Annotated in this window: 23 protein-coding genes; 12 read left to right on the top strand and 11 right to left on the bottom strand. The window is 68.4% G+C overall.

The annotated features are described in order from the left end of the window. Positions 1-159: 159 nt before the first annotated feature. Both E3O28_RS15885 and E3O28_RS17285 read right to left on the bottom strand, forming a co-directional pair. Positions 160-1,047 (bottom strand): metal-dependent hydrolase, encoded by an 888-nt coding sequence (locus tag E3O28_RS15885; RefSeq protein ID WP_134401412.1) that lies wholly within the window; start codon positions 1,045-1,047, stop codon positions 160-162. Between the two features lie 79 nt (positions 1,048-1,126). After that, positions 1,127-1,249 (bottom strand): hypothetical protein, encoded by a 123-nt coding sequence (locus E3O28_RS17285; protein ID WP_255408599.1) that lies wholly within the window; start codon positions 1,247-1,249, stop codon positions 1,127-1,129. A gap of 186 nt (positions 1,250-1,435) precedes the next feature. Here E3O28_RS17285 and E3O28_RS15880 point away from each other — a divergent pair, with 186 nt between their 5' ends. Then, positions 1,436-1,681 carry a hypothetical protein gene (locus E3O28_RS15880; RefSeq protein WP_104099571.1) on the top strand — a complete coding sequence of 82 codons (246 nt, stop codon included), beginning with the start codon at positions 1,436-1,438 and terminating at the stop codon, positions 1,679-1,681. 27 nt (positions 1,682-1,708) lie between these two features. Here E3O28_RS15880 and E3O28_RS15875 read toward each other — a convergent pair whose 3' ends face one another. Genes E3O28_RS15875 through E3O28_RS15865 form a run of 3 tightly spaced genes read right to left on the bottom strand, consistent with a single transcriptional unit; the run spans position 1,709 to position 5,120 of the window. Beyond that, positions 1,709-3,055: a threonine/serine exporter family protein gene (locus tag E3O28_RS15875; RefSeq protein ID WP_104099570.1), complete on the bottom strand. Its 1,347-nt coding sequence runs from the start codon at positions 3,053-3,055 to the stop codon at positions 1,709-1,711. Next, entirely contained in the window at positions 3,048-4,214 is a 1,167-nt protein-coding gene (locus E3O28_RS15870; protein ID WP_174721922.1) for an acyl-CoA dehydrogenase family protein, read from the bottom strand. The genes E3O28_RS15875 and E3O28_RS15870 overlap by 8 nt, the downstream gene beginning before the upstream one ends. Positions 4,215-4,223: 9 nt before the next feature. Beyond that, positions 4,224-5,120 (bottom strand): DUF4349 domain-containing protein, encoded by an 897-nt coding sequence (locus tag E3O28_RS15865; RefSeq protein WP_134416780.1) that lies wholly within the window; start codon positions 5,118-5,120, stop codon positions 4,224-4,226. Between the two features lie 137 nt (positions 5,121-5,257). On the opposite strand from E3O28_RS15865, the gene E3O28_RS15860 reads away from it, so the two are divergent. Beyond that, on the top strand, positions 5,258-6,205 hold the full coding sequence (locus E3O28_RS15860; protein ID WP_134416778.1) for an alpha/beta hydrolase: 948 nt from the start codon (positions 5,258-5,260) through the stop codon (positions 6,203-6,205). Beyond that, complete coding sequence (locus E3O28_RS15855; protein WP_134416776.1) at positions 6,160-7,155, top strand: aldo/keto reductase; 996 nt, start codon at positions 6,160-6,162, stop codon at positions 7,153-7,155. Before E3O28_RS15860 ends, E3O28_RS15855 begins: the two co-directional genes overlap by 46 nt. Positions 7,156-7,430: 275 nt before the next feature. Here E3O28_RS15855 and E3O28_RS15850 read toward each other — a convergent pair whose 3' ends face one another. Both E3O28_RS15850 and E3O28_RS15845 read right to left on the bottom strand, forming a co-directional pair. Beyond that, positions 7,431-8,255, bottom strand: coding sequence for an aldo/keto reductase (locus tag E3O28_RS15850; protein ID WP_134416774.1), 825 nt, complete (start codon positions 8,253-8,255; stop codon positions 7,431-7,433). Positions 8,256-8,369: 114 nt separating this feature from the next. Next, the gene (locus tag E3O28_RS15845; protein WP_134342423.1) at positions 8,370-9,578 is read right to left on the bottom strand and encodes an MFS transporter; all 1,209 of its coding nucleotides are present in this window, start codon (positions 9,576-9,578) and stop codon (positions 8,370-8,372) included. A gap of 37 nt (positions 9,579-9,615) precedes the next feature. Between E3O28_RS15845 and E3O28_RS15840 the strand changes: the two genes are divergently transcribed. The 4 genes from E3O28_RS15840 (at position 9,616) to E3O28_RS15825 (ending at position 13,409) form a co-directional block, all read left to right on the top strand. Then, positions 9,616-10,479, top strand: a complete 864-nt coding sequence (locus E3O28_RS15840; protein ID WP_134416772.1) for a sulfurtransferase — start codon at positions 9,616-9,618, stop codon at positions 10,477-10,479. A gap of 195 nt (positions 10,480-10,674) precedes the next feature. Then, positions 10,675-11,574: an ABC transporter substrate-binding protein gene (locus E3O28_RS15835; RefSeq protein ID WP_104099562.1), complete on the top strand. Its 900-nt coding sequence runs from the start codon at positions 10,675-10,677 to the stop codon at positions 11,572-11,574. Between the two features lie 108 nt (positions 11,575-11,682). Continuing rightward, positions 11,683-12,612 (top strand): amino acid ABC transporter permease, encoded by a 930-nt coding sequence (locus E3O28_RS15830; protein WP_233191170.1) that lies wholly within the window; start codon positions 11,683-11,685, stop codon positions 12,610-12,612. A gap of 44 nt (positions 12,613-12,656) precedes the next feature. Then, positions 12,657-13,409, top strand: coding sequence for an amino acid ABC transporter ATP-binding protein (locus E3O28_RS15825; protein ID WP_104099586.1), 753 nt, complete (start codon positions 12,657-12,659; stop codon positions 13,407-13,409). A gap of 139 nt (positions 13,410-13,548) precedes the next feature. On the opposite strand, the gene E3O28_RS15820 is transcribed toward E3O28_RS15825, so the two are convergent. From E3O28_RS15820 to hrpA, 4 genes are all read right to left on the bottom strand, one after another. Then, positions 13,549-14,559 (bottom strand): aldo/keto reductase family protein, encoded by a 1,011-nt coding sequence (locus tag E3O28_RS15820; protein WP_104099560.1) that lies wholly within the window; start codon positions 14,557-14,559, stop codon positions 13,549-13,551. A 98-nt stretch (positions 14,560-14,657) separates the two neighbouring features. Beyond that, on the bottom strand, positions 14,658-15,317 hold the full coding sequence (locus tag E3O28_RS15815) for an HNH endonuclease signature motif containing protein (RefSeq protein ID WP_134416770.1): 660 nt from the start codon (positions 15,315-15,317) through the stop codon (positions 14,658-14,660). 35 nt (positions 15,318-15,352) lie between these two features. Next, complete coding sequence (locus E3O28_RS15810) at positions 15,353-15,922, bottom strand: hypothetical protein (RefSeq protein WP_134416768.1); 570 nt, start codon at positions 15,920-15,922, stop codon at positions 15,353-15,355. A 236-nt stretch (positions 15,923-16,158) separates the two neighbouring features. Next, the gene (gene hrpA / locus E3O28_RS15805; RefSeq protein ID WP_134416766.1) at positions 16,159-20,070 is read right to left on the bottom strand and encodes an ATP-dependent RNA helicase HrpA; all 3,912 of its coding nucleotides are present in this window, start codon (positions 20,068-20,070) and stop codon (positions 16,159-16,161) included. Positions 20,071-20,190: 120 nt separating this feature from the next. On the opposite strand from hrpA, the gene E3O28_RS15800 reads away from it, so the two are divergent. From E3O28_RS15800 to E3O28_RS17150, 5 genes are all read left to right on the top strand, one after another. Beyond that, positions 20,191-20,958 carry a helix-turn-helix domain-containing protein gene (locus E3O28_RS15800; protein WP_134416764.1) on the top strand — a complete coding sequence of 256 codons (768 nt, stop codon included), beginning with the start codon at positions 20,191-20,193 and terminating at the stop codon, positions 20,956-20,958. 136 nt (positions 20,959-21,094) lie between these two features. Next, positions 21,095-21,778, top strand: a complete 684-nt coding sequence (gene pnuC, locus E3O28_RS15795; RefSeq protein ID WP_104099555.1) for a nicotinamide riboside transporter PnuC — start codon at positions 21,095-21,097, stop codon at positions 21,776-21,778. Between the two features lie 81 nt (positions 21,779-21,859). After that, the gene (locus E3O28_RS15790; protein ID WP_104099554.1) at positions 21,860-23,863 is read left to right on the top strand and encodes a DUF255 domain-containing protein; all 2,004 of its coding nucleotides are present in this window, start codon (positions 21,860-21,862) and stop codon (positions 23,861-23,863) included. Positions 23,864-23,915: 52 nt separating this feature from the next. Then, positions 23,916-24,290 (top strand): DUF488 family protein, encoded by a 375-nt coding sequence (locus tag E3O28_RS15785; RefSeq protein WP_104099553.1) that lies wholly within the window; start codon positions 23,916-23,918, stop codon positions 24,288-24,290. Positions 24,291-24,433: 143 nt separating this feature from the next. Further along, positions 24,434-24,637 carry a DUF1761 domain-containing protein gene (locus tag E3O28_RS17150; RefSeq protein WP_233191160.1) on the top strand — a complete coding sequence of 68 codons (204 nt, stop codon included), beginning with the start codon at positions 24,434-24,436 and terminating at the stop codon, positions 24,635-24,637. Positions 24,638-24,650 lie beyond the last annotated feature (13 nt).

The following is a 24,650-nucleotide window of genomic DNA, read 5'->3' as shown; positions in this document are numbered from 1 at the left end:
TTTCTGTCTTCGTCTTCAGGCCGACGAGCCATTCCGTCGCCGAACTCGGAGATTTCGGTTCATGCGGCGTGGTGCGCCGGGGTGAACAGCGTGTCGCAAAAATCTCCGAAATGGGAGTTTCTGATCCAAGCCGAGTTCACGTGCCGACCTGCGCCGGCCTCAGCCGCCGAGCGCCGATCGGCCGACGAACGTCTCCATCTTGAGCACGGTCGTGCCCTCCACGTCGGTTGTGGACAGCGCCACGCGCACAGCACCGAGCTCGGCCAGGGAAGAAACGTGGGTGCCGCCGCAGGGGATGCGCACGTCGTGTGCCGGCAGCTCACAGACCCAGTACCGGCGGTCGGTCAGCAGTGGGCCGTCCCGGTCGATGCGCACGCTCGCGTCCGTAGCCACCCACCCGGCGAGAGAGGTGTTCAGCATCGATTCGATCTCGGCCAGTTGGTCGGCCAGTTCCTCCGTGACGAAGCCCTTGCGGCGCAGGGATTTGCCGAGCCGGTAGGTGTCCACGGATTCGTTCTCGCCGATGAGGGACACGTCGATCGCGGTGCCGTCGAAGTCGGGGCTGCCGAGAGCGTCGGTGCGCACGTCCTTCTTCCACCGGTTTGCGAGAGCCAGGTTGAGGGCGAGGGAGGCAAGGTGGCACGCGGTGTGGCCCGCGGACATCCGTCGCCGGTAGCCGGTGTCAACGACGGCGTCGACCGGCTGCCCCTCGATCAGGGCGGCATGGGGCTGCACGATGTGGGCCACGACGAACGCCCAGCCGGGCGTTCCCTTCGGCACCGGGATGTCCCGGCCGAGATGCAGCGCCGACCCGTCCGTTGCTCCGACGACGCAGTCCAGCACCGGCAGCTCGATTCCCTGGGCGCGCAGCACGGCCCGGTCGGGACCCTGGTCGGGCCAACCCGCGTCAACCGGGTGCACGGGGGTGGTGTCGAGGAGCACGGCGAGCAGTCCGGTCGGGAGCGGCTCGACGTGCAGCACCGTCGCGGTGCTCTCGGTCTGCCCGGCCGGGTAGCTCACTTGGGTGTCCATGGTGGGAAGGGTCATCGGCAGGTCCTTTCGGAACATAAAAGGGTGTTGCCGCGGCTAGCGCGGCAACACCCTGAGTTTAATCGTGGAGCAGGCGCTAGGCCTTGCGCGCCTTCTCGGTCGTCTCGTTCGCCTTGGCATGCTTGTCGGCACGCTTCTCCTTCAAGGACTTGCCGGCAACCTTTTTGGATGCGTCCTTCTTGGGTGATTTGTCAGCCATGTGTACTCCTTCGAACCGAGCCCCAGCGGCACCGTGACTTCGACCCTACGCGGGTTGCCGCGAAACGGCACCTTCCCGCTCGCACCGGCACCCGGGCCTGTGCAACTTGCGCGCCCGGCCGTAGGCTGAGACCGACGCGCCCCGCCAGAGAGGCAGACGTCTCCACCCGGAGAAAGGGATCCAAATATGAGCGACACGACCACCTACGAGGCCATTTTCTACGGACCCAATGTGATCGCCGCCGGCACGCCCCGGAAACTCGAGTACGTGAACGGCGAGTACCAGCAGGAGGTCGTGCTCGAGGAGACGGAAGACGGCTCAACCGTGCGCCGCAGTTTCCGGATCGGCCACGAAACCGAGGAACCGATCCCTTACCGCTTCGTTGAGGAGGATACCGAAGACCCGCAGGGCGAAGCGGATATTCCCAACTAGCCGGGACCGCTTGATTCGTCCACCGGGTCAGATCCGGGTGCCGGGGCCGCGGCCGAGCCGAACGGGCAAAGCCATCAGCGGCCCCACGAAGCGGCGCTGCAGCCTGCGCGCCGGACCCCAGACGAACTGCACCACGTACTGGGCGAGGATGGCGCCCGCCGCCAGCGCGGCGGCCACGGCACCTGCGGTCAGCATGCTGAGCAGGCCGTCGATGTTGCCGTCGGACAGCTGCAGCAGGCCGCGGAACAGGATCAGCCCCGGAACGAGGGGGACGAGCGCGGAAACGACGATCACCAGCGGGGGAGTGCGCACGATCCGGGCCGCGATCGCGGCCAGCAGACCGACACCCATTGCGCTGAGAGCCGACGACCAGACCAGGCCGAAGCCGGCGCTCGCCCCACCCAGATAGAGCAGCTCGGCGACGGCGCCGAGCAGGCAGACCACCCAGAACGCCCGCCACGGCACCTGCACGGCGAGGCCGAAACCGGCGACGATGACCATGGCGGCGGCGAGCATCACGGGCAAGTCGGCCAGAGTCGGCGTGAGGTTGGCATCGACGCGCAATTGGAACCCGAAGCGGGCCACCAGCAGTGACGCCCCGGCCACGCCGGTGACCAGGCCGCCCGTGATCAACAGGGCCTCCATCATCCGTGCCGTGCCGGTCAGGTAGAAGCCCGACAGTGTGTCGTGGACCGCGCCGAAGGTGGTGACGCCGGCCAGGAGCATGATGATGGTCGCGATGACGACCAGGGACGGATTCGCCGAGGTGTCGATGAGTGCGACGATCGCGGCGACAATCGGCCCGATCGCCCCGCCCACCACGTTTTGGTAGAAGACGGGAACCTGCCGGCGGTCGAGCGAGGTCGTGATCAGGTCGATGAAGAAGGTGGCGACGAAGGCGGCGACGCAGACGACCAGGCCGCCGCCGATGAGCACGGCGGCCCCGGCTCCGACGAGGCTCCAGCCCAGCCGGCGGTACAGGGCCGGTACCTGCGGCTTGGCGCTGACAATGGTGGCCAGACGTTTGCGGGCATCGGCGACATCCGGCGGCGAGTCGAGGATCTCGGCGATCAGCTCGGAGGTGGCCGCGAGCTTGCTGTAGTTGAGCGAACGGTACTTGACGTTGCGGCTCCGGGTGATGGACTCGTGCGTGGCCGGGTCCTCGTGGGTGAGCGCGATGATCGTGTGCGTGACGTTGGCCTCGGTTCCCCTCAGCCCGTAGGCGCGGGTGATGGCTTCCATGGCGGCCGTGGCGTCTTCGGCTCCGGCGCCAGCCGCGAAGATGACCTCCGCGAGCCGCATGGTGAGGTCGAGGACCGAGCGGGTGTAGGCGGCGCTGTCGAAGACGTTGATCGCGCGGGTGACATCAGACATCGAGCGGACCCAGCCAGGCGGCAGCCACGGTGGCGTGCGCCGATTCGGCGTCGGACGGGTGGAAGAGCCCGGCAAGAACGTCGCGGTACAGTCGCCCGAGCTCGTTCCCGGCAAAGTACGACGAGCCGCCGCTGACCCGCAGCGCCTGGTCGACGACCAGGCGCGCGGTCTCGGTGGCGCGATACTTCAGGCCCGACAGGAGCGGGAACCACCGCGGGCCGTGGTCGGCCTGAGTGGCGAGATCGTGGGCGAGGGCGTCGAGCTGGGGGTACAGGCCATCCATCATCATCGCGGCCTCCGCGACGCGCCAACGGATGTCCGGGTCCTGCGCCAGGGTTCGGCCGTCGTGCTTGAGCGACGTGCGCCGCTTCGCCGCCAGCACGGCCAGCTCGACCGCGCGCCGGCCGATGCCGGTGTACACGGCCGCCAGCAGGATCTCGAAATTGGCGAAGATCGCAAAGATCAGCGGGTCAGGGTTCGGCCCGGGATCCAGCCGCCGGAAGACCTGCTCCGGGCGGGCGGATGCGCCGGTGAGCACCGTGCTGCGGCTCTGGCTGGCTCGCATGCCCAGGGTGTCCCAGTCATTCTTCTGACTGACGCCCGGGTCGCCCCGATCGATGAACGCCCAGACGATTTTCGGGCCGTCAACGGAGTCCCGGTCGATCCCCATGGTGCCGAGCCGGGTCCAGGCCGGGGAGAGCGTGGTGAAAATCTTGGTGCCGGTGAATCGGTAGCCGCCGTCTGGCTGTGGGGTGGCCGTCGTGATCGAATCGGAGAGCACGAGGTCGTTGCCCGGCTCGCTCACGCCGAAGCCGAAGATCTCGCCCGCGGCGGCGCCGTGCAGCACGCAAGCGAGGCTGTCGTCGCCGCGCTGATGCAGCGTGAGAGCCACGCCCGTCCAGACGAGGTGCATGTTGACGGCGAGGGCCGTGGCCGGGGCGTGGGCGGCGAGCCGGATCTGGTCGTCGGCGACCTGCTGCACGCTGCGCCCGAGGCCACCATGGGAGACAGGCACGAGCGAGCGGAGGTAACCGCAGGCGATCAGGTCGGCCAGATCGTCGGCGGGGAACGTATTTTCCCGGTCATGCTTCGCGGCACGAGAACGGATGCGTTCGAGCAGCTCGTCACCGAGCGGGGAGAGTTCGGTAGACGTGTACACCAAATAAGTTTACGCAGGCGTGCGCCGCTTGCGTGCCAACCGGATCACCAGGTAGACGATTGCTGCGACCAGGCCGAGAGCGAGCAGCCAGGGCAGCGCGAAGCCGATGGCCACGATCGCGGTACCGAGGGCTGTCAGGAGGGCGTTCCAGCCGTCCGCGATGGCATCCCAGAAGTCGTCCGGGGTGCCGGGATCCACTGTGCCGGTCGAGTACAGGTCGAGCGTGATGGTCGAGAAATCAACCTGATCGGACAGGTAGTCCCGCTGCGCCTGCAACCCCTCGAGCTCGCTCTGCCGCTCGGCCAGCGCGTTCTCGACGGCGATCAGGTCGGTCGTGTTCGTGGCGCTCGTCATCAGGGCGAGTAACCGGTCGACCGAGGTCTGCAGCGAGGTGATCCGGGCATCGAGGTCCTGGGTCTGCTGGGTGATGTCCGAGGCATTGAGTGACACGAAGTTGACGGTGCCGAGCTGCTTCAGCTCCGCCAGCGTGCGGTCGAGCTCATCCGAGGGGATGCGCAGGGTGAGGTTCGCGCTCGCCGGCTGGTTGCCGGTGGCGGGGTTCTCGGTGCGGCTGTCGATCCGACCACCGGCCTGCTCGGTGATGGTGACGGCATCCTGCACGGATGCGATCGGGTCCTTCACGGTGATCGACACCATCCCGGTGGTGATCACGTCGCGCTGGCTGGAGGCGATCTCGCCCGTGCTGCCGTCCGGGAAGGTGCGCGAGTCGAGAGACTCGCCGGGTTCGGCGCCGGGTGTGACGGTCCCCGGATTGACGACGCCCGGTTCGGCGAGGCCCGGGGACGTGGCGGGGCCGCCGGAGTCGGTGGAAGCGCCGGGCACGGAGCATCCGGCCAGTAGCAGTGCACTCAGGAGTACCGCGGCGATCGCGGGCAAACGCTTCATGGCCCCACTGTACGACCGCTGTCGCCGGCTCTGGATCACAATCGAGTCTCGGCATGCGGCGCGCGCTTCGCGTGCATGCGCCGCCTACACCGGTCGCTGAATGGATCGGGGACGCCGTTCACGGCGATACTGGAACCATGACCTGGTGGGCGACCCTCTGCGAACGGCTCGGCTGGACACGCCCGCCGCTGCTGCACATCGCAATCGATGAGGGAACCGGTCCGGTCGTGATTCTCGTGCACGGCATCGCCTCCTCCTCGGAAACGTTCCGGGAACTGGTGCCACTGCTTGTGCCCAGGCACCGGGTCATCGCCGTCGACATCCTGGGTTTCGGCGAATCACCGATCCCCGAAGGGTGCGAGTATCGGCTCGAGGACCACGTCGAGGCCCTGGCCACCACGATCCGGTCGCTGAAGCTCCGCGAGCCGTTCATCCTGGTGGGCCACTCCCTCGGCAGCCTGATCGCGGCCCGGCTGGCGGCGATGCCCCGCACCCGCGCGTCCCGTCGAACCCAGGTGTCCCGGGTGGTGCTCGTGGGGCCGCCGGTCTATCTGTCGCCGACCGACATCGGTGAACGCTGGGTGCGGGCCCGGGTGAACGCCTACCTGCGCGCCTACGATTTCCTGCGGCTGAACAAGGAGTTCACTCTCGCGAACGCGGCCATCATCGCACGGCTGCTGCCGAAGGGCATCTTCGAGCTGACGGAGCGCAACTGGACCCCGTTCGTGAAATCGCTGGAGCACTGCATCGAATCGCAGACCGTGGTCAGCGACATCGCGGCCGTGCGAGTGCCGGTCGACGTGGTCTACGGTGTGCTGGACGCCTTCATCGCGGCCGGCTCCATGACGGTGATCGAACGGATGCGCCACGTCACCATGCACCGCGTCGAAGCGAACGACCACCTCATCCGGCCGCGGCTCGCCCGGGCACTGGCCCGGGTCATCGACGCGGACGACAGGGTCGGGGCCGGGGCCTGGTCCGCGGCTGCTGCCTCGTCGGTCACTGCTTCCACTTTGACTTCCGTGGCTAGGCTGGAGACATGGACACACGAACCCTCGGAAAAACCGGCCGAATCGTCTCCGTGATCGGGTTGGGCACCTGGCAGCTGGGAGCGGACTGGGGTGACGTGTCGGAGGCCGACGCGACCGCGGTGCTCGCGGCATCCGTCGACGCCGGCGTCACCTTCTTCGACACCGCCGACGTCTACGGTGACGGCCGCAGCGAGCAGATCATCGGTCGATTCCTGGCCGGCAGCGCCGCCGCAGCCGGCATCACCGTGGCCACCAAGATGGGCCGACGGGTCGACCAGCTGGCCGAGAACTATACGCTCGCCAACTTCCGGGCCTGGACCGACCGGTCCCGCACGAACCTCGGCATGGACACCCTGCACCTCGTGCAGCTGCACTGCCCGCCGAGCGACGTGATCGAATCCGACGAGGTCTACGACGCGCTCGACACACTCGTCGCCGAGGGAGCCATCGCCGGCTACGGGGTGAGCGTCGAGACCTGCGACCAGGCTCTCGCAGCCATCGAACGGCCCGGCCTGGCCAGCGTGCAGATCATCCTGAATGCGTTCAGGCTGAAGCCGCTCGAGGCCGTCGTGCCGGCCGCGCGCGCCGCCGGTATGGGCATCATCGCCCGCGTTCCGTTGGCGAGCGGCCTGCTGACCGGAAAGTACACCCGGGAGACAACCTTCGCGGCGAACGACCACCGCAACTACAACCGCGACGGCAGCGCCTTCGACGTCGGCGAGACCTTCTCCGGTGTGGACTATGAGACCGGCCTGGCAGCCGCCGCGGAGTTCGCGGCGCTCGTGGGCTCCCTGACCGAGGAGCTCACGCCCGCGCAGGCCGCGCTGGCCTGGGTGGCCCAGATTGACGGCATCAGCTCGGTCATCCCCGGGGCCCGATCGGTGCAGCAGGCTCGCGGCAACGCCGCTGCCGGTTCGGTCGCCCCGCTCAGCCTCGGGCTCAACGAGGGCGTGCAGGATATCTACGACCGGATGCTGCGCGAGCAGATCCACCGCCGCTGGTAGCGCCTGTCCGGTCGGGAGTGCCCGTTCCGCGGGTCGCTCTCGACCGGAACGGGGGCTCTCGCGTGGACCTGTGGGGGCGGCATTGTCGCAAGGCACTGCGGCTCCGGCGAACCAATTCGACGGAGATTTTTGGGTTGAAGCCGGTTTCCGGCTTGTTTGGGCGGGATTCGGTCGAAATCTCCGTCGAATTCGTCAGGCGTGCGGAGAGGGGCGCGGGAGAGTGGCGCGGGGCCCTCAGCGCGACCCGCGGGCACCGATCCGGGTCGAGCCGAGATTCAGTCCAGGTCGTCGGGATCTCTGCCGGTGCGCTGGCCGGCGTCGATGGCGGCGATGGCGGCATGGTCGCCGGCGTCGAGTGTGAAGTCGAAGACGTCGAAGTTTTCCCGGATGCGCACCGGTGTCACCGACTTCGGAATCACCACATTGCCCAGCTCGAGGTGCCAGCGGATGACCACCTGTGCGCCCGTCTTGCCGTGCCGGGCGCCGATGGCGTCGAGGGTCTCGTTGCCGATCGCGCGGCCGCGGGCCAACGGCGACCAGGCCTCGGTGAGGATGCCGTGGGCCGCGTCGTACTCGCGCACGGTGGACTGCTGCAGCCACGGGTGCAGCTCCACCTGGTTGAGGACCGGAACGACATCCGTTTCGGCCAGCAGACGGTCCAGGTGGTGCGGCTGGAAATTGGACACCCCGATCGACCGGGCGCGACCTGAGGCGCGCAGCGTCTCGAGGGCGCGCCAGGTATCGACGAAGAGGTCCTGGCGGGGTGCGGGCCAGTGGATCAGAAAGAGGTCGACGTAGTCGAAGCCGAGTTTGCCGAGGCTCACGTCGAAGGCGCGCAGGGTCTTGTCGTAGCCGTGCTGGTCGTTCCAGACCTTCGTGGTGACGAACACGTCCTCACGGGGCAGGCCGGAGCGGGCGATACCCTGGCCGACGCCGGTCTCGTTGTCGTAGAGCGCCGCGGTGTCGATGTGGCGGTAACCGGCCTCCAGGGCGACCTGCACAGCGTCGGCCGCCGCGGCATCCGCGATCTTGTACACGCCGAGCCCGAGCTGGGGGATACCGTGTCCGTCATGCAAGGGAAGTAACGGTGAGAGCGTCATTCCCCCATCTAACCTCGTCCTACTGCGCCGAGGCGTGAAACGACACGATTGAGGGGTGCGCGGGACGCTCTACCCCGCAATTGTGTCGGTTCACCGCGCGATGAGCGGAGGCGGCTAGGAGACCTGCACCTGGATCGGTGCGGTGTCGGGGAGCGGGCTCGCATCGCGGCCGCGCAGGTCGGGGTGCCAGCGCCGGCCGAGCGCGGGGATGATCGTGCCGAGCCCCGCGAAGCCGGCCGCGACCAGGATGGCCGCCGTGGCGCCGCTCTGGTCGATCATGAAACCGGCGATGGCGGAACCCAGGGCGGCGCCCATCAGCTGGCCGGTGCCCACCCAGCCGTAGGCCTCCGCGGTGTCACTGAACTTGACGCTCGCGGACACGATGCCGAACAGAACGGCAAAGGCCGGCGCGATTCCGATTCCCGCCAGCAGCAGGGTGGCGGCCAGCCACCAGAAGCTGAGCCCGAGGGTGGCGAGCCCGAGGCCGACGGTGACGATGAGCATCCGTGCGGCCAACGCCCAAGGGCCGATCGGGGCGTGGCCGAGGGCGAGCCCGCCGATCAGCGAGCCGAGAGCGAAGATGCCGAGCACCCAGCCCGAGTCCGCGCTGCCGTGCCCGAACGCGGCCACCACACCCGCCTCGACCGAGGCGCAGGCGGCGACCAGCATGAAACCGACGATGGTGCTGAGCATGACCGCCGGGCGTTTGAGAACGACGCCGAGTTTGCGGCGGCTACGTGGGATGCGCACCCGGCCGACCTCGGGCAGCACCAGAAACCAGACGCCGCCGCCGATGAGGAAGAGGGCGGCGAGCAGGATGCCGGCGACCGGGCTGACCTGGATGGCCACGAACGTGGCAATCACCGGGCCCAGCACCCAGATGATCTCCTGGGCCGACGCGTCGAGCGAGAACAGCGGCGTGAGCTGGCGGGAGTTGACGATCTTCGGGTAGATGGTGCGCACGGCCGGCTGAATCGGCGGTGTGGACAACCCGGCTATGAGCCCCACGGCCATCAGAACATAAATGGGCATGCTGACCAGAGCCATTGTCACGATGGAGGTCGCGCAGACGACGAGGGTGGCCGTGATCACCGGACGCATGCCCCAGCGGCCCATCAGTCGGCTGGTGAGCGGCCCGGCGACGGCCTGGCCGATGCTCATGGCGCCCAGCACGAGGCCGGCGGCGCCATAGGAGTCGAAGACCTGCTCGATGTGGATCAGGAACGCGAGCGACAGCATCCCAAAGGGGAACCGAGCTGTCAGTTGTGCGGCGATGACGCGAGCAACGCCCGGAGTCTTCAAAAGGGTCCAATAGCTGCTCACTTACTCAAGTCTACGTCCGCCGAGGTAGCGTGAGCGCGTGCGAATACTGATCACGGCCGACGAATTGGCAGCCATGCTTGAGTCCCGAAGCGACGTTCGGGTGCTGGACGTGCGCTGGAAGCTGGGTGGCCCGCCCGGGCCGGACGAATACCGGGCCGGCCACATCCCCGGCGCCGTGTACGTCGACCTGGAGACCGAGTTGGCCCGGCCCGGCGAACCGGCCGACGGGCGGCATCCGTTGCCCACCCGTGCGACGCTGCAGGCAGCCGCGCGCCGCTGGGGGCTTCGTGACGGCGACACGGTCGTGGTCTACGACGACCTGGGCGGGGTGTCGGCAGCCCGTGCCTGGTGGCTGCTGCGTCACGCCGGGGTGCGCGACGTGCTGCTTCTCGACGGGGCGCTCGCCGCCTGGCGCGCCGCCGGCCTGCCGCTCGCGGTCGGCGAGCTGGCCACGACAGAGCTGAGCGCGGAAACGGTCCGTCCGGGCACGATCACCCTCTCCGACGGGGTGCTGCCTGTGCTCGACACGGATGCCGCCGCCGCGCTCGCGCAGACCGGCGCGCTCCTCGACGCCCGCGCTGCGGAGCGCTACCGCGGTGACACGGAGCCGATCGATCCTCGTGCCGGCCACATCCCCGGCGCGATCAGCGCGCCCACGGCCGACAACCTCACCCTCGACGGGCGCTTCCTCCCGGCCGCCGAACTGCGCGCCCGGTTCGAGGCGCTCGGAGTCACGGCGGGCGGCACGGTGGGCGTCTACTGCGGCTCCGGCGTCACCGCCGCGCACGAGGCGGCCGCTCTGGCCATCGCCGGGTTCTCACCGGCGCTCTACCCCGGCTCGTGGTCGCAGTGGTCCAACCTGCCGGGCCGCCCGGTCGCGACGGGCGACCCGCGGGCGTGAAATCCGCGCGAAACACGCTTCCGGTCATACTGAGACACGGGGAAGCCCGTCCACGCTCAGTAGGGCTGGCCCAAAACGTTATCTGCGCACGGAATCCGCGTGAGCGTGCTGTTATATGCTCGCTTTTGTCGAATTCCGTTAACGGACCTCAAAGACGAACCAGACACATCCGACAACCACGAAAAAGGTTACGCAATGCGCGCTCAATACCTGCTCCCGGCTCTCGCCGCCGTCACGGCACTCCTACTCACCGGCTGCGTGGACAACTCCACGGACACCACGGGCGGAGCGACGGCCGCCTCCTCCGCCAGTGAGATCGCCGTGGACGACGCCGCCGCCGCGATGCTTCCCGCCGAGGTCGCCGACTCCGGCACGCTCGTCATCGGGACCGACCCGACCTACGCTCCCAACGAGTTCAAGAACGAAGCCGGTGAGCCGATCGGCTGGGGCATCGTGATCGCTGAGGCCGTCGCAGCCAAGCTCGGCTTGGAGCCGGAATTCCAGGTCGCGAAATTCGACAACATCATTCCGAGCGTGACGGGCGGCAAGGCCGATATCGGCGTGTCCTCCTTCACCGACAACGTCGAGCGGGAGAAGCAGGTCGACTTCGTCAACTATTTCGTCGCCGGCATCCAGTGGGCCTCGGCCGTCGGCAACGACGTCGATCCGGACAACGCCTGCGGGCTGAAGGTCGCCGTGCAGGCCACCACGTATGAGGACACCGACGAAGTGCCGGCCAAGAGTGACGCCTGCGTCGCGGCCGGCAAGCCGGCGATCGACAAGCTGAAGTACGACACCCAGGACCAGGCCACCAACGCGGTCGTGCTGGGCCAGGCCGACGCGCTCAGCGCCGACTCGCCCGTCACTCTCTACGCGATCGCCCAGACCGAGGGCAAGCTGCAGCCGGCCGGAGAGACCTTCGATGTGGCGCCGTATGGCATCGTGGTCGCCAAGGACTCCGAGCTGACCAAGGCCGTGCAGGCTGCGCTGCAGTCCATGGTCGACGACGGCACCTACGGTGACATCCTCGACGAGTGGGGCGTCGCGGATGGTGCGATCGAGACGATCACGATCAACGCCGCGTCGAACGGATAACGTATGAGCATCACGACTCCACCGAAGGCGGGCGGGGCAACCCGCCCGCCCGGGGAACCGGCCCCATCGGTGCCGATCAAGGCCATCAAGCTGCGGCATCCGTGGAGGATGGTGTTCGCCATTCTGCTCGTGGTGGTCTTCGTCTCCATCGTCGTCGACGCCGCGCTCCGGCCGGCCTACGACTGGCCCGCCGTCGGCAAGTACCTCTTCGACCGCCGCATCTCGCAGGCGGCCGTCGTGACCCTGCAGCTGACCGTGTACTCCATGGTCATCGCGATCGTCCTCGGGGTGATCCTGGCCGTCATGCGGCTCTCGCCCAACCCCGTGGTGAAGAGCCTGGCCTGGTTCTACCTGTGGATCTTCCGTGGGACCCCGGTCTACGTGCAGCTGACGATCTGGGGTCTGATCTCGCTGATCTACTCGAGCATCGACATCGGCATCCCGTTCATGGACCCGTGGGTGTCCTTCTCGACCAACGCGGCACTGAGCACGTTCACCATCGCCATCATCGGGCTGGCCCTGAACGAAGCGGCCTACATGGCTGAAATCGTGCGCGCCGGCCTCCTGGCCGTGGACAGCGGCCAGGAGGAGGCTGCGACGGCGCTCGGAATGAGCTGGTCGCAGACCATGACGCGGGTGATCCTGCCGCAATCGATGCGCGTGATCATCCCGCCGACGGGCAACGAGGTCATTTCGATGCTGAAGACCACGTCGCTCGTCACCGCCGTGCCGTTCAGCTTCGAGCTGTTCACCCGGTCGCGGGATATTTCCGCGGAGACGTTCAACCCGATCCCGCTTTTGATCGTGGCCTCGATCTGGTACCTGTTCTTCACGTCCATCCTGATGGTCGGCCAGTACTTCCTCGAAAAGCGGTTCGCCCGCGGCGTGGGCGACCGGCAGCCGGATCGCAAGGATGCCGTCGGCACCGGAACGGGAACCCTCACCGGGGTCGTCCCCGTCATCGGTTCCGGGCAGCCGTCGGTGATCGCACCGCCGCGCGAGAACGATCCACCAGCCAACCCCGGAGGCGTGAAATGACCGACGTGAACACGCAGGCCGGGGCATCCGTCACGATTCCTCCCATGGTTCTGGCCGAGCAGGTATCGAAGAGCTTCGGCTCGAACGAGGTGCTCAAGAGCATCTCCCTCGAGGTGAAGCGTGGCGAGGTGATGTGCCTGGTCGGGCCCAGTGGGTCGGGCAAGTCCACGTTCCTGCGCTGCATCAACCACCTCGAGGTGCTTTCCGCCGGTCGGCTCAGCGTCGACGGCGAGCTGATCGGCTACCGGGAGACCAACGGCAAGCTCTACGAGATGGCACCCAAGGAAGCGTCCCGTCAGCGACGGGACATCGGCATGGTGTTCCAGCGGTTCAACCTGTTTCCGCACATGACGGCGCTAGAGAACGTGATGGAGGCGCCGATCCGGGTGAAGGGGCTGCCGAAGGCCCAGGTGGAGCGGAGCGCTCTCGATCTGCTGGCCAGGGTGGGTCTGGCCGAACGTGCCGACTACTACCCGGCGCACCTGTCGGGTGGGCAGCAGCAGCGGGTGGCGATCGCCCGCGCACTCGCGATGGAACCCAAGCTCATGCTCTTCGACGAGCCGACCAGCGCGCTCGACCCTGAGCTCGTCGGCGAGGTACTCGACGTGATGAAGGGTCTGGCCAAATCGGGCATGACCATGATCGTGGTCACCCACGAGATGGGCTTCGCCAAGGAGGTCGCCGACTCGCTCGTCTTCATGGACGGCGGTGTGGTCGTCGAAGCGGGCGACCCGGACGAGATCCTGACGAACCCGCAGCACCGCCGCACGCAGGCGTTCCTGTCGAAGGTGCTCTAGAAATGGTGCTCTAGAAATGTTGCTCTAGGAAAACCGCAGCGACCGTCGCCGTTTGTGCCGAGAGTACCCGCCGTTGCGGCGACTCTCGGCACAAACGGCGACTCTCGTTCGGGCCGAGCAGTGTGACGCCGAGCCTGCCCTACGCCGGGCGGCTCTGCGGTGCGGTAGCCGCGGTCATCGCGGAATCGTGCTCCACGACGTCGCCGAGTACCTCGTCGATCTGCCTCATGCTCTCGGCCGGGATCTTCACTCCCGCGGCCTCGACGTTCTCGCGCACCTGCTCGGGGCGGGAAGCTCCGACGAGGGCTGCTGAGACGTTGTCGTTCTGCAACACCCAGGCCACGGCCAGTTGCGCCATCGACAGGTTGAGGTCGGCGGCGATCGGCTCAAGCTTCTGCACCCGGGTGAGCACGTCGTCGTTCATGAAGCGGCTGATCATGTCGGCGCCGCCCTTGAGGTCGGTGGCGCGCGAGCCGGCCGGCGGGGCCTGGCCTGCCTTGTACTTGCCGGTGAGCACACCCTGGGCCACGGGGGACCAGACGATCTGGCCGACGCCGAGCTCGCGCGAAGTCGGCACGACCTCGTCTTCGATGACGCGCCACAGCATCGAGTACTGCGGCTGGCTCGAGATCAGGCTGAAGCCCAACTCCTGGGAGAGGGCGTGGCCGGCTCGCAGCTGCGCGGCGGTCCACTCGCTGACGCCGATGTAGAGCGCCTTGCCCTGCCGAACGATGTCGGCGAAAGCCTGCATCGTCTCCTCCAGTGGGGTCTCGGTGTCGAAGCGGTGGGCCTGGTAAAGGTCGACGTAATCGGTCTGCAATCGGGTCAGAGAACCGTTGATCGACTCCATGATGTGCTTGCGGGACAGCCCGACGTCGTTGTGGCCGCGCGGGCCGGTCGGCCAATAGACCTTGGTGAAGATCTCGAGGCTTTCGCGGCGGTGGCCCTTGAGGGCGTCGCCGAGAACGGACTCCGCCTTCGTGTTGGCGTAGACGTCGGCGGTGTCGAAGCTGGTGATCCCCACGTCGAGCGCGGCATGCACGCACTGCGTGGCGATGTCGTTCTCGACCTGCGAACCGTGCGTGAGCCAGTTGCCGTAGGTGATTTCGGAGATTTTCAGGCCTGATGAACCGAGATAGCGGAATTCCATGCCTACAGCCTAAGCGGAGCGGTCCCACTGTCGCTGGGTGAAAAAGCGAACGCATGTCGAGCCTGTCGAGCATGTCGAGACCAGGGGCCAGGGACCCCCTATCCGTTTTCCCGTTCGGCCGCGTCCGTCATTCGGGGGCGGGACTTGGTCTCGTTCCGCCATTTGCGGGCCCCGGTCTCCAGCCAGGGTGGTGCCATGATCTGCACGGCGCCGCGGACCATCCGGATTGCCCAGCCGGAGGCGGCGAGGTAGCGGTGATGCCACCAGCACAGACAGACGCCGTTGTCGGTGTGCGTCGGTCCGCCCTCGGAGTGCGGGATCACGTGGTGGATCTCGGTCATCCCGGCCGGGATTTTGCAGCCTGGGATGACGCAGGTGCCGTCGCGGAGCTGAATCGCCCGGCGTTGCGCGGCGGTGAAGCACCGTTCGGGTGAGCCGAGGGCGATGATGCGTCCCTCGTCGGTGATGACGACTTTCTGCTGACCGCCGATGCTGATCAGGTCCGTGACGGCGCTGATCGAGATCGGGGTTTCGACGCCGTCGATCCAGCCGACGCCGCGGCCCTGACCGAAGTCCGCGTTCAGGTCCTGTTCCCGCACACTGACCAGAACCGTGGCCGGGGCGCCGCCGATGGTCGGGGCCTCCCCGGCCCGGGAGACGACCTCGAGGATCACGGCGAGCACGTCGTGGCGCCGCTGGTCGGGACCCGTCGGGCGCGAGCACGGCCCTCCAGACCGCACCCTGCAACCGGATCTCATCCGCCGACGCCGGCACCGACGCCGGCACCGGGGTCTCAGAAATGGTGCCGGTGGCCGAGGCGACCAGCTCGCTCTCGGCTGCCTGCACCGAGTCCAGGTCGGTGTACCGCAGCGTCGGCGTCAACGCGGTGAGAATCGCGTCGGCCGTGTCGACGCCGATCGCTCCGGCGGCCAGGCCGATGGCCGTGGCGGGGAAGGTGGGCGGCAGCGGTTCGCCACCCCAAGGAGCGGCCGGTGCGCAGCTGCGTGCCCAACCGCATCCGTCGCCCCGCGGTCGGCCCGGAGACGAGCGTCAGACGCTCGAGTAGTTCTCCGGCGGTGCGGCAGCCCCGCTTCGCCGAGAGCTGCCCGGTGCCGAGCTCGGGCCGGGACCGGTCGGCGACCTCCGCCGCGGCCGCCACCCGCAGCGCGTCGACCCGCCGGCCGAGGACCTCGACCGCCGTGGTCACCTGCAGGAGGCCGTCGTCGTCGAGACCGCGCACCGCCAAGCACCGCAGGGATTCCCCGAGCCCCGCCGCGAGAGCATGCAGCCCCGCGACCGCCCGAGCCGCCGCGGACAGGCCGTGCGCGGCATTCGCTTCGGGCTGTTCCAGGAGGTTGATCACCAACCCGAGTTTATCTCATTGTGAACAAATAAACCATGTTAGCCTAGAAAAAACTAAGAATTTATCGTAGTTATATACGCCTTCCAAGGGAGCCCCGCCAGGAGCCCCGCCAGGAGCCCAGCCCGGACCCGTATCGATGAGGGATCGTTTGGAGGACCACCTCAACGCTGACTTCAAGCAGGTGGGCTACCGATGATCCAGCGCAGCGGTGCCGGATACCGAGAACGACGGAGACCTCAGCCGGTCAGGGCCTTGTGGATCCGCTGGAGGGAAACGGGCTCCGCGGCCTTCAGTTCCTGGGCGAAGAGGCTGATCCGAAGTTCCTCGATCAGCCAGCGCGCACGCACCAGGTTGGCGGCCGCGTTCGCCTGCAGGGGGATCGTGCCGCCGGCATCCTCGAACCGGCCCGTGGCTGCCTGGCTCTCATTCATCCAGACCCGGTCGCGGCTCGGATTGTCGCTGAGCTTCACGATGCGCGCGGTGATGCCGCCGAGGTATCGCGGCAAGTGCCGCAGCTGCACGAGTCCCGTGGCGCTCACGAAACCGGGGTAGACGAGCCCGGTCAGCTGCGCGCGGGCATCCGTCAGGGCCGGGAGCAGGGCCATGCTGGTGGACGCCTTGAGCGCCTTGTCGGCGGCGCGCGCGGCGGCGAGGATGCGGGCGACGAGGCCCACCGTATCGAACATGGAATCCATCACGACGCCGGACACCCGGTCCCGGATGGTGTCGAACTCGGCGTGCATGAACACCTGGCCGCCGGGCTTCACCCGGAAAAGCACGTCGTCGACGCTCGCCGCGAGGCAGTCGTCGAACAGCGCCTGGGTGGTGCGATACGGGCTGGTGGCCAGGCTGAGCTTCTCTGCCCCGGTGAGGTGCTGCTGCACGTAGGCCACCGGGGAGGGCGTGGCGAGCAGCAGCAGGCGACGCACGCCATCGGGCAGGGTGCGGGCCTGCTCGGCCTCCGTGCTCATCATGCGGATCGCCACCGACGCACCCTCGTCGACGAGGGTCGGGTAGCCGCGGATGGTGTTGTCACCCTGCCTGGTGTCGAGGAACCGGGGCAGCTCCGGGAAATCCCAGGTGGTGAGTCCGGTGCGCTCGATCGCATTGGTGGGGGTGGCAGCGGATGCCGCGGCCACGCTCTCGCGGGCCTGGGTGCCGAGCCGGCGCTGCAGTTCCAGGAGGTCCTTGCCGGAGGCGCTCGGGCGACCGCGTTCGTCCACGACACGGAACGTCATGCGAAGGTGGGCCGGAACCCGGACCAGCTCGAAGTCGTTCGCCTTCACGGACACGTAGGTGAGCTTCTGGATCAGGGCGGCGAGCGTCTCGGTGAAGGGGACATCGTCGCGGTCGAACATGGAGCCGCGGGTGGCTTCGCCCAGGCCCGACACCCCGACCGAGACCTCGCCCGGCGCCGGCGGCAACTCGTTCAGCAGTCGCTTGGCCCAGTCCCCCGCCGGCACCACGTTGCGACGGATGCTCTTGGGCAGCGACTTGATCAGTGCGGTCACCAGGTCGGCGCGGAGGCCCGGTACCTGCCAGTCGAAGCCGGTGGGAGAGAGCCTCGCGAGCAGGGCCAGCGGGATCTGCACGGTCACGCCGTCGTCGTCCGCGCCGGGCTCGAACCGGTAGCTGAGCGCGAACTTCTGGTCGCCCTGGCGCCAGATCGGCGGGAACACGGCCTCGTCGATCTCCGGCGCGTCCTCGGGCACCAGTGCCTCGGCGGTCATCGTGAGCAGATCGGGCGTCTGGGTGCGCGCCTGGCGCCACCAGGTTTCGAACGTGCGCGATGAGCATACGTCGGCGGGAATGCGTTTCTGGTAGAACTCGAACACGGCCTCGTCGTCGAACAGGATGTCACGGCGCCGCGTGCGCTCCTCGAGTTCGGCGAGTTCCTTGCGCAGGCTCGTGTTCGCCCGGTCGAAGGCCGTGACGCGCTGGTCGATTCGGTCAAGGTCCCATTCACCCTCGACGAGCGCGTGCCGGATGAATAGGTCGCGAGCGTAGGCCGGGTCGACCCGGGAAAACTGGATTCGGCGGCGCGGCACGATCGGCACCCCGTACAGGGTGACCCGCTCGTAGGCGACGACCGCGCCCTGCTTCTTCTCCCAGTGCGGCTCGGAGTAGCTGCGCTTGCAGAGGTCGCCGGCGAGCGGCTCGGCCCACGCGGGGTCGACGACCGCGTTCATCCGGGCGAACAGGCGGCTGGTCTCGACCAGTTCCGCGCTCATCACGGCGTTCGGTTGCTTCTTCGCGAGCGCCGAGCCCGGGAAGATCACGAAACGCTGCTGGCGCGCGCCGATGTAGTCCTTCTTGGCGGTGTCCTTGAGACCGATGTGGGAAAGCAGACCGGCGAGGAGCGAACGGTGGATCCCATCGGGATTCACGCTGGGATCCCCGATGTGGAGACCGAGCGGCTTGGCCATCTGGCGCAACTGCTTGTACACGTCCCGCCATTCGCGCACGCGCAGATAGTTGAGGAACTCGTTCTTGCAGAGGCGTCGGAAGGCGCTGGAACCGAGCTCCTTCTGTTGCGTCTCGAGGTAGTTCCAGAGGTTCAGCAGGCTCAGGAAGTCGCTCGTCGGGTCGGTGAACCGGGCGTGCTGCTGGTCGGCCTGCGCGCGGCGCTCGAGGGGCCGTTCGCGCGGGTCCTGGATGGTGAGCCCGGAGACGATCACCATCACCTCGCGGCTCACCGCCTGCGTCTTCGACTCGATCACCATTCGTCCGAACCGAGGATCGATGGGCAGCTTTGCGAGCTGCTGGCCGATGCGGGTCAGTGTGGAGATGCCGGGCTTGGAGATGCCGGGCTTGGAGATGCCGGATTTGTGGCCGGCGGTGAGCGCAGCCACCGCGCCGAGCTCGGCGAGCAGGTCGAGGCCGTCCTTGATGCCGCGCGAGTCGGGCGGGGTGAGGAACGGGAACGCGGCGATGTCGCCGAGGCCCAGCGAGATCATCTGCAGGATGACCGCGGCCAGGTTCGTGCGCAGCACCTCCGGCTCGGTGTACTCAGGCCGGCGGGTGAAGTCCTCCTCCGAATAGAGGCGGATGGCGATACCGTCGCTGGTGCGGCCGCTTCGGCCCGAGCGCTGGTTCGCGGAGGCCTGCGAGATGGCCTCGATCGGCAGCCGCTGCACCTTCGAGCGCACGCTGTACCGGCTGATCCGGGCGGTCCCGGCGTCGATGACGTAGCGGATGCCCGGCACGGTCAGGCTGGTCTCCGCCACGTTCGTCGCCAGCACGATGCGGCGTCGCACGCCGGCGACCTTAGACGGCTGGAACACCTTGTGCTGGTCGGCGGAGGAGAGCCGCCCGTACAGCGGCAGGATCTCGGTGGGGCTGGTGCGCCCCGAGGAGGCGTACTTGCCCTGCAGGGCGTCCGCGGCGTCCCGAATCTCGGTCTCACCGCTGAGGAAAACCAGAACATCGCCGTTGGACTCCCGTTCGAGCTCATCGAGCGCGGCGGAGATTCCCTCGATGTAGTCCCTGTCCACCGTGGGCGCGGCATCCGTCGTGTCGTCGTCGTCGCCGTCCATCGCCTCGACGACCAGCGGCCGGTAGCGGATCTCCACCGGGTAGGTGCGCCCGGAGACCTCGATGATGGGGGCCGGCGTGCCGTCGGGCGTGGCGAAATGCTCGGCGAAGCTCTGCGGGTCGATCGTCGCGGAGGTGATGATGAGCTTGAGGTCGGGGCGCTGCGGCAGCAGCTGACGCAGGTAGCCGAGCAGGAAGTCGATGTTGAGGCTGCGCTCGTGCGCCTCGTCGATGATGATCGTGTCGTACTTGCGCAGCAGACGGTCGCGGTGCATCTCGTTGAGCAGGATGCCGTCGGTCATCAGCTTGATGCGGGTGTCCGGGCCGACCTGGTCGGTGAACCGCACCTGGTAGCCGACCGTCTGGCCGACTTCCTGTCCGAGTTCCTCGGCGATGCGTTCAGCGATCGTGCGCGCGGCGAGACGGCGGGGTTGCGTGTGGCCGATGTTCTCCCGGCCCAGCTCGAGGCAGATCTTCGGCAGTTGGGTGGTCTTGCCGGAACCCGTCGCGCCGGCGACGATGACCACCTGGTTGTCACGGATGGCGCGCGCGATATCCTCCCGGCGCTGGCTGACCGGAAGCTCGGGTGGGAAGGTGACTTCGACGGGGATCATGAGCCTTCCATCGTATGACCTCGCGGTGAACGACGGATGCTGCCCGGGTTCGCCTGTGATCGGCCCGACGGCTGTGGCTGTATCGGCGCGTTTTTAACCGCACGATGTTAGCATCAAAGAATGATCAACGACGAAGGGACGGGGGACCGGCACGCCGCCCTTGCCTCCGACGCGCGCCGCCAGGTGCTCGACCTCCTGATGGGATCGGCCACCCCGCTCGACGCCGCCGCGGTCGCGGCGGGCATCGGACTGCACGTGACGACCGCCCGGTTCCATCTCGATCAGCTCGAGAACGCCGACCTGATCCGGCGCGCCGTCGGGCGCGCGGGGACGCGTGGCCGCCCGCGAATCCTCTTCACCGCTGGACCCGCCGCCCGGGAAGGCGGCGCCCAGCACGATCTGAGCCGGGTGCTGGCCACCGCGCTCGCCGAGGACGCCGACAGCGGGCGGGCCCGGGCAATCCGCGCCGGTGAGACCTGGGCCGAGAGCTACGCCGACGAGCTGCGGGGGAGCGCCGCGGAGGGCATCGCGCCGCTGCTGAGTATCCTCGACCGGCTCGGCTTCGATCCGGAGCTGGTTTCGGCGGTGGAGCCGGCTCCGGCTTCGGAAGCCGAGTCCGCGGCGGACGACGGTGCCTCCGACGGTGCCTCCGACGGTGTCGCCGACGTTGCCGCCCCGCTGATCACCCTGCTGGCCTGCCCGTTTCGCGCCGATGCGCGGGACGCCCCCGACGTCATCTGCTCGGTGCACCTGGGCCTCGTGCGCGGGGTCGCCCGCGAGCTCGGCCACGACCCGGACCAGGTCGGGCTGCGCCCGTTCGTGGGTCCCGAGCTGTGCCATTTGCACCTCGGAAGCGAGTGGGCCGAGCCGAGCCCGCCGGCCGGGTGAGCGCGCAGCCCGACGACGTAAACTGACGCGCTCCGCCTCGCGCGGTCTCGTTCCGCCCTGCCGCCACCGGGAATAACAGCCCGGGAGGAGGGTTAGGTTGGGGAGGGCGGGAACCGCCCGGCGAGGAAGATGACGGATGAACCCGATCGAGTGGCTTTTCGACGCACAGCTGCAGATCGGAACCCAGACCATTCTTTGGCGCGAGATCATCGGCAACGCCTTCGGCATCCTGAGCGCCGTCGGCGGGATGCGCCGTAAGGTGTGGGCCTGGCCCATCGGAATCGCGGGCAACGTGCTGCTGTTCACGGTGTTCCTCGGCGCCGTGTTCGGCACGCCCAACCCGGTCAATCTGCTCGGCCAGGCCGGACGGCAGATCATGTTCATCGTCGTGTCGATCTTCGGCTGGGTCCAGTGGTCCACCCATCGTCGGGGGAGCGCGCAGGCTGCCGTGGCCCCGCACTGGGCCGGTGCTCGCGCGCGCATCCTGCTCGGATTCGGGCTCGTCGCGGGCACTCTGGTGCTCACGCCGGTCTTCCGTGCGCTCGGCTCGTTCGAGCCCGTCTGGGCCGATGCCTGGATCTTCACCGGCTCGTTGCTGGCCACGTACGGCATGGCGAAGGGCTGGACCGAGTTCTGGCTGATCTGGGTGGCGGTCGACATCGTCGGGGTGCCGTTGCTGCTCAGCGCCGGCTACTACGCCTCGGCCATCCTCTACATCTTCTACGGCGCGTTCACCCTCGCCGGCTTCTTCGTCTGGATGCGCGTGCAGCGCCGCGCCCGCAGGGCCCTCGCGGTCGACCTGGTGGCCGCCCGGCTCTGACCGGCCCTGACCTGCTCCGCTCAGGTTCGTTGAGGAAATACGCAGGGAGCGTTGGGCCGGGGACAGCGGCACAATGGAGGCATGTCCAATCACCTCGCCGACGCAATCAGCCCCTATCTGCGCTCGCACGCCGACAATCCCGTTGCCTGGTTCGGCTGGGGTTCGGAGGCTTTCGTGGAGGCTCGGCTGCGGGATCTGCCCGTGCTCGTCTCGATCGGCTACTCGACCTGCCACTGGTGCCACGTCATGGCCCGGGAGAGCTTTAGCGACCCGGAGCTCGCCGATTACCTGAACCGGCACTTCGTGAGCATCAAGGTCGACCGGGAGGAGCATCCCGAGGTCGACGCCAGCTACCTCGCCGCGGCCAGCGCCTTCGTGGGCGGGCTCGGCTGGCCGCTCAACGTGTTCGTCACCCCCGACGGGCAGGCTTTCTACGCCGGCACCTACTTTCCGCCGCTGCCGTTGCCGGGGCATCCGTCGTTCCGGCAGGTGCTTGAAGCGGTGACGGATGCCTGGACGAACCGCCGCGCCGAGGTCACCGCGAGCGCGTCCCTCGTCGCCGAGACGCTCGCGGCCGCCGCCGCACGACAGGGTGCCGGCGGAGCGCTGCCCGGCCCCGCCGCGCTCGACCGGGTCCAGGCCGAACTCGTGGGCCTGGAAGACCCCCGCTTCGGCGGATTCGGCGGCGCGCCCAAGTTTCCCGTAGCGCCGGTGCTGGGGTTTCTGCTCGGCCGGCCGGGTGTCGTGGGACAGGTCCCGGAAGCGCAGGCCCTCGCCCTGCGCACCCTGAAGCGCATGGGTGCCTCGCCCCTGCGCGACCCGGTGGAGGGCGGTTTCTTCCGCTACGCCGTGAACCGGGACTGGAGCGACCCGCACTACGAGCGGATGCTCTACGACAACGCGCAGCTGCTCGACCTCTACACCCAGGCCTGGCAGCTCACCGGCGAGAAATGGGCGCAGACGGTCGCGGAGGGTGTCGCCGGGTTCCTCACGACCGTGCTGCGCCTGCCCGGCGGCGGGTTCGCCAGCGCCCAGGACTCCGAGAGCACCGTTGCCGGTCGCCGCGTCGAGGGCTTGTACTACACCCTGGACGAGGACGCCCGGCGGCAGGAGGAGCCGCCCGCGCTCGATGAAAAGGTGCTCACCGGCTGGAACGGCCTTGCCATCAGAGCCCTGGCCCGCGCCGGGTTCGCCCTCGCCGATCCCGACCTCACGACGGCGGCCGCGAGGGCCGCCGACCACCTGCTCACGCGTCACCTGCGCCCGGACGGCAGCCTCGTGCGGGCCTCCATCGCGGGGCGCACGTCTGCCGCTCAGGCCACCCTGGAGGACTTCGGGATGTGTGCACAGGGTCTCCTCGAGCTTGCTCTGGCCACGGGCGAGGTGCGCTATGCCACGGCCGCGCGCCGGCTCATCGACGGCACGCTGGGGGGAACGGATGCCAAAACGGTACCGTCCGCCACCGACATCCCCGGCTCCGGCACTCCCGGTACCAATGCCCCCACCGACGCCGCCGGCACGGCCGGCACTGTCGCCGGCGGGATGCCGTTTCGCGCTCCCGACGGGCCCGACCCGGTGCTTGCCGCGCAGGGACTCGCCCTGGACGTCGACCCGTCGGAGGGGGCCTACCCGTCCGGGATCACGGCGACCGCAGAGGCGGCGAACCTGCTCTACCTGCTGACCGCCGACGACCGCTATCGCGCGGCCGCCGTTGCCGCGATGGCGGCCCTCGCCGAGCGCGCACTCGAACGCCCGCTCGCCTTCGGGGCGGCCCTGCGACTGTCCGGCATTCTGACCGGCCCCGTGGAACAACTCGTGGTGGTCGGGGCGGACGTGGTCGGGCCGGGGGCAGGGCCGGACGCGGCCGCCCCCGAGCAACCCGCCGCACTGCTCGACGCGGTGCGCCGACGCGGGAGCGGGCTCGTCGCATCCGTCACCGAGGTTCAGGCGCAGGCCTTCGCCGACGCCGGCTTCGAACTGTTCCGCGGCCGGGTCGCACACCAGGGTCTGCCGACGGCCTACCTCTGCCGTGACTTCGTCTGCCGCCTGCCCGTCACCGATCCCGCCGACCTGCCGATGGCCTGACCCGGACGGAGGCTGGTCGGCCCGGTGGCCGCGCCGGGAACAGAATGGACAGATGGGCATACAGATCAAGCGGGTCTACGACGAACTTTCCGCGAGCGACGGGACCCGGGTGCTGGTCGACCGGCTGTGGCCGCGCGGAGTCTCGAAGGAGGAAGCCCGGCTCGACGCCTGGCTGAAGCAGATCGCGCCCAGCCCGGAGCTGCGCCGGTGGTGGAACCACGACCGGGCACTTCTGGATGAGTTCGCGGTGCGCTACCGGGCCGAACTCGACACCGCACCCGAGACGACGGCGGCCGTGCAGGAACTCCGCACGCTCATCGCCCGCGACGAGGAGAAGCAGACGACAACCACGCTGGTCTACGGCGCTCGGGACCCGATGGTGAACCACGCCAGGATCCTGGCCGAGTATGTGATTGACAGGGCCTGACCCGTTCGCCTGACCCGATACCTGAGCGGAAATCGCGCCGGCCGTCGGGCCTCCGAAGTAACTACAAGCCGGTAACCTCAAGCCGGCAACCTCACGCCAGCCGACCTCATCGGTCTGCGCCGACGACCGAACGGACTCCGGCGATGGTTCCCGAAATCACCATCGGGGCCGTACTCCTGGCCACCGCGTCCAGCATGGTCGTCGGCGCGATCGGGTACTCGCAGCTGGCGTTCGGTATCTCCTGGATGACAGCCGTCGGCCACGACGAGGAAAGCCTGCGCACGGGTTCGACCGCGATCACCGGGCGGTCCCGTCACCGCGGCGAGCGGGGGACGCAGAAGACGTAGAATAACAACGGCG

This window comes from Cryobacterium sp. TMT2-14 (genome assembly GCF_004402465.1).
GTDB classification, from domain to species: Bacteria; Actinomycetota; Actinomycetes; order Actinomycetales; family Microbacteriaceae; genus Cryobacterium; species Cryobacterium sandaracinum.
Note: the sequence above shows the minus strand (reverse complement) of the source record. Positions and strands in the feature narration are given on the sequence as shown.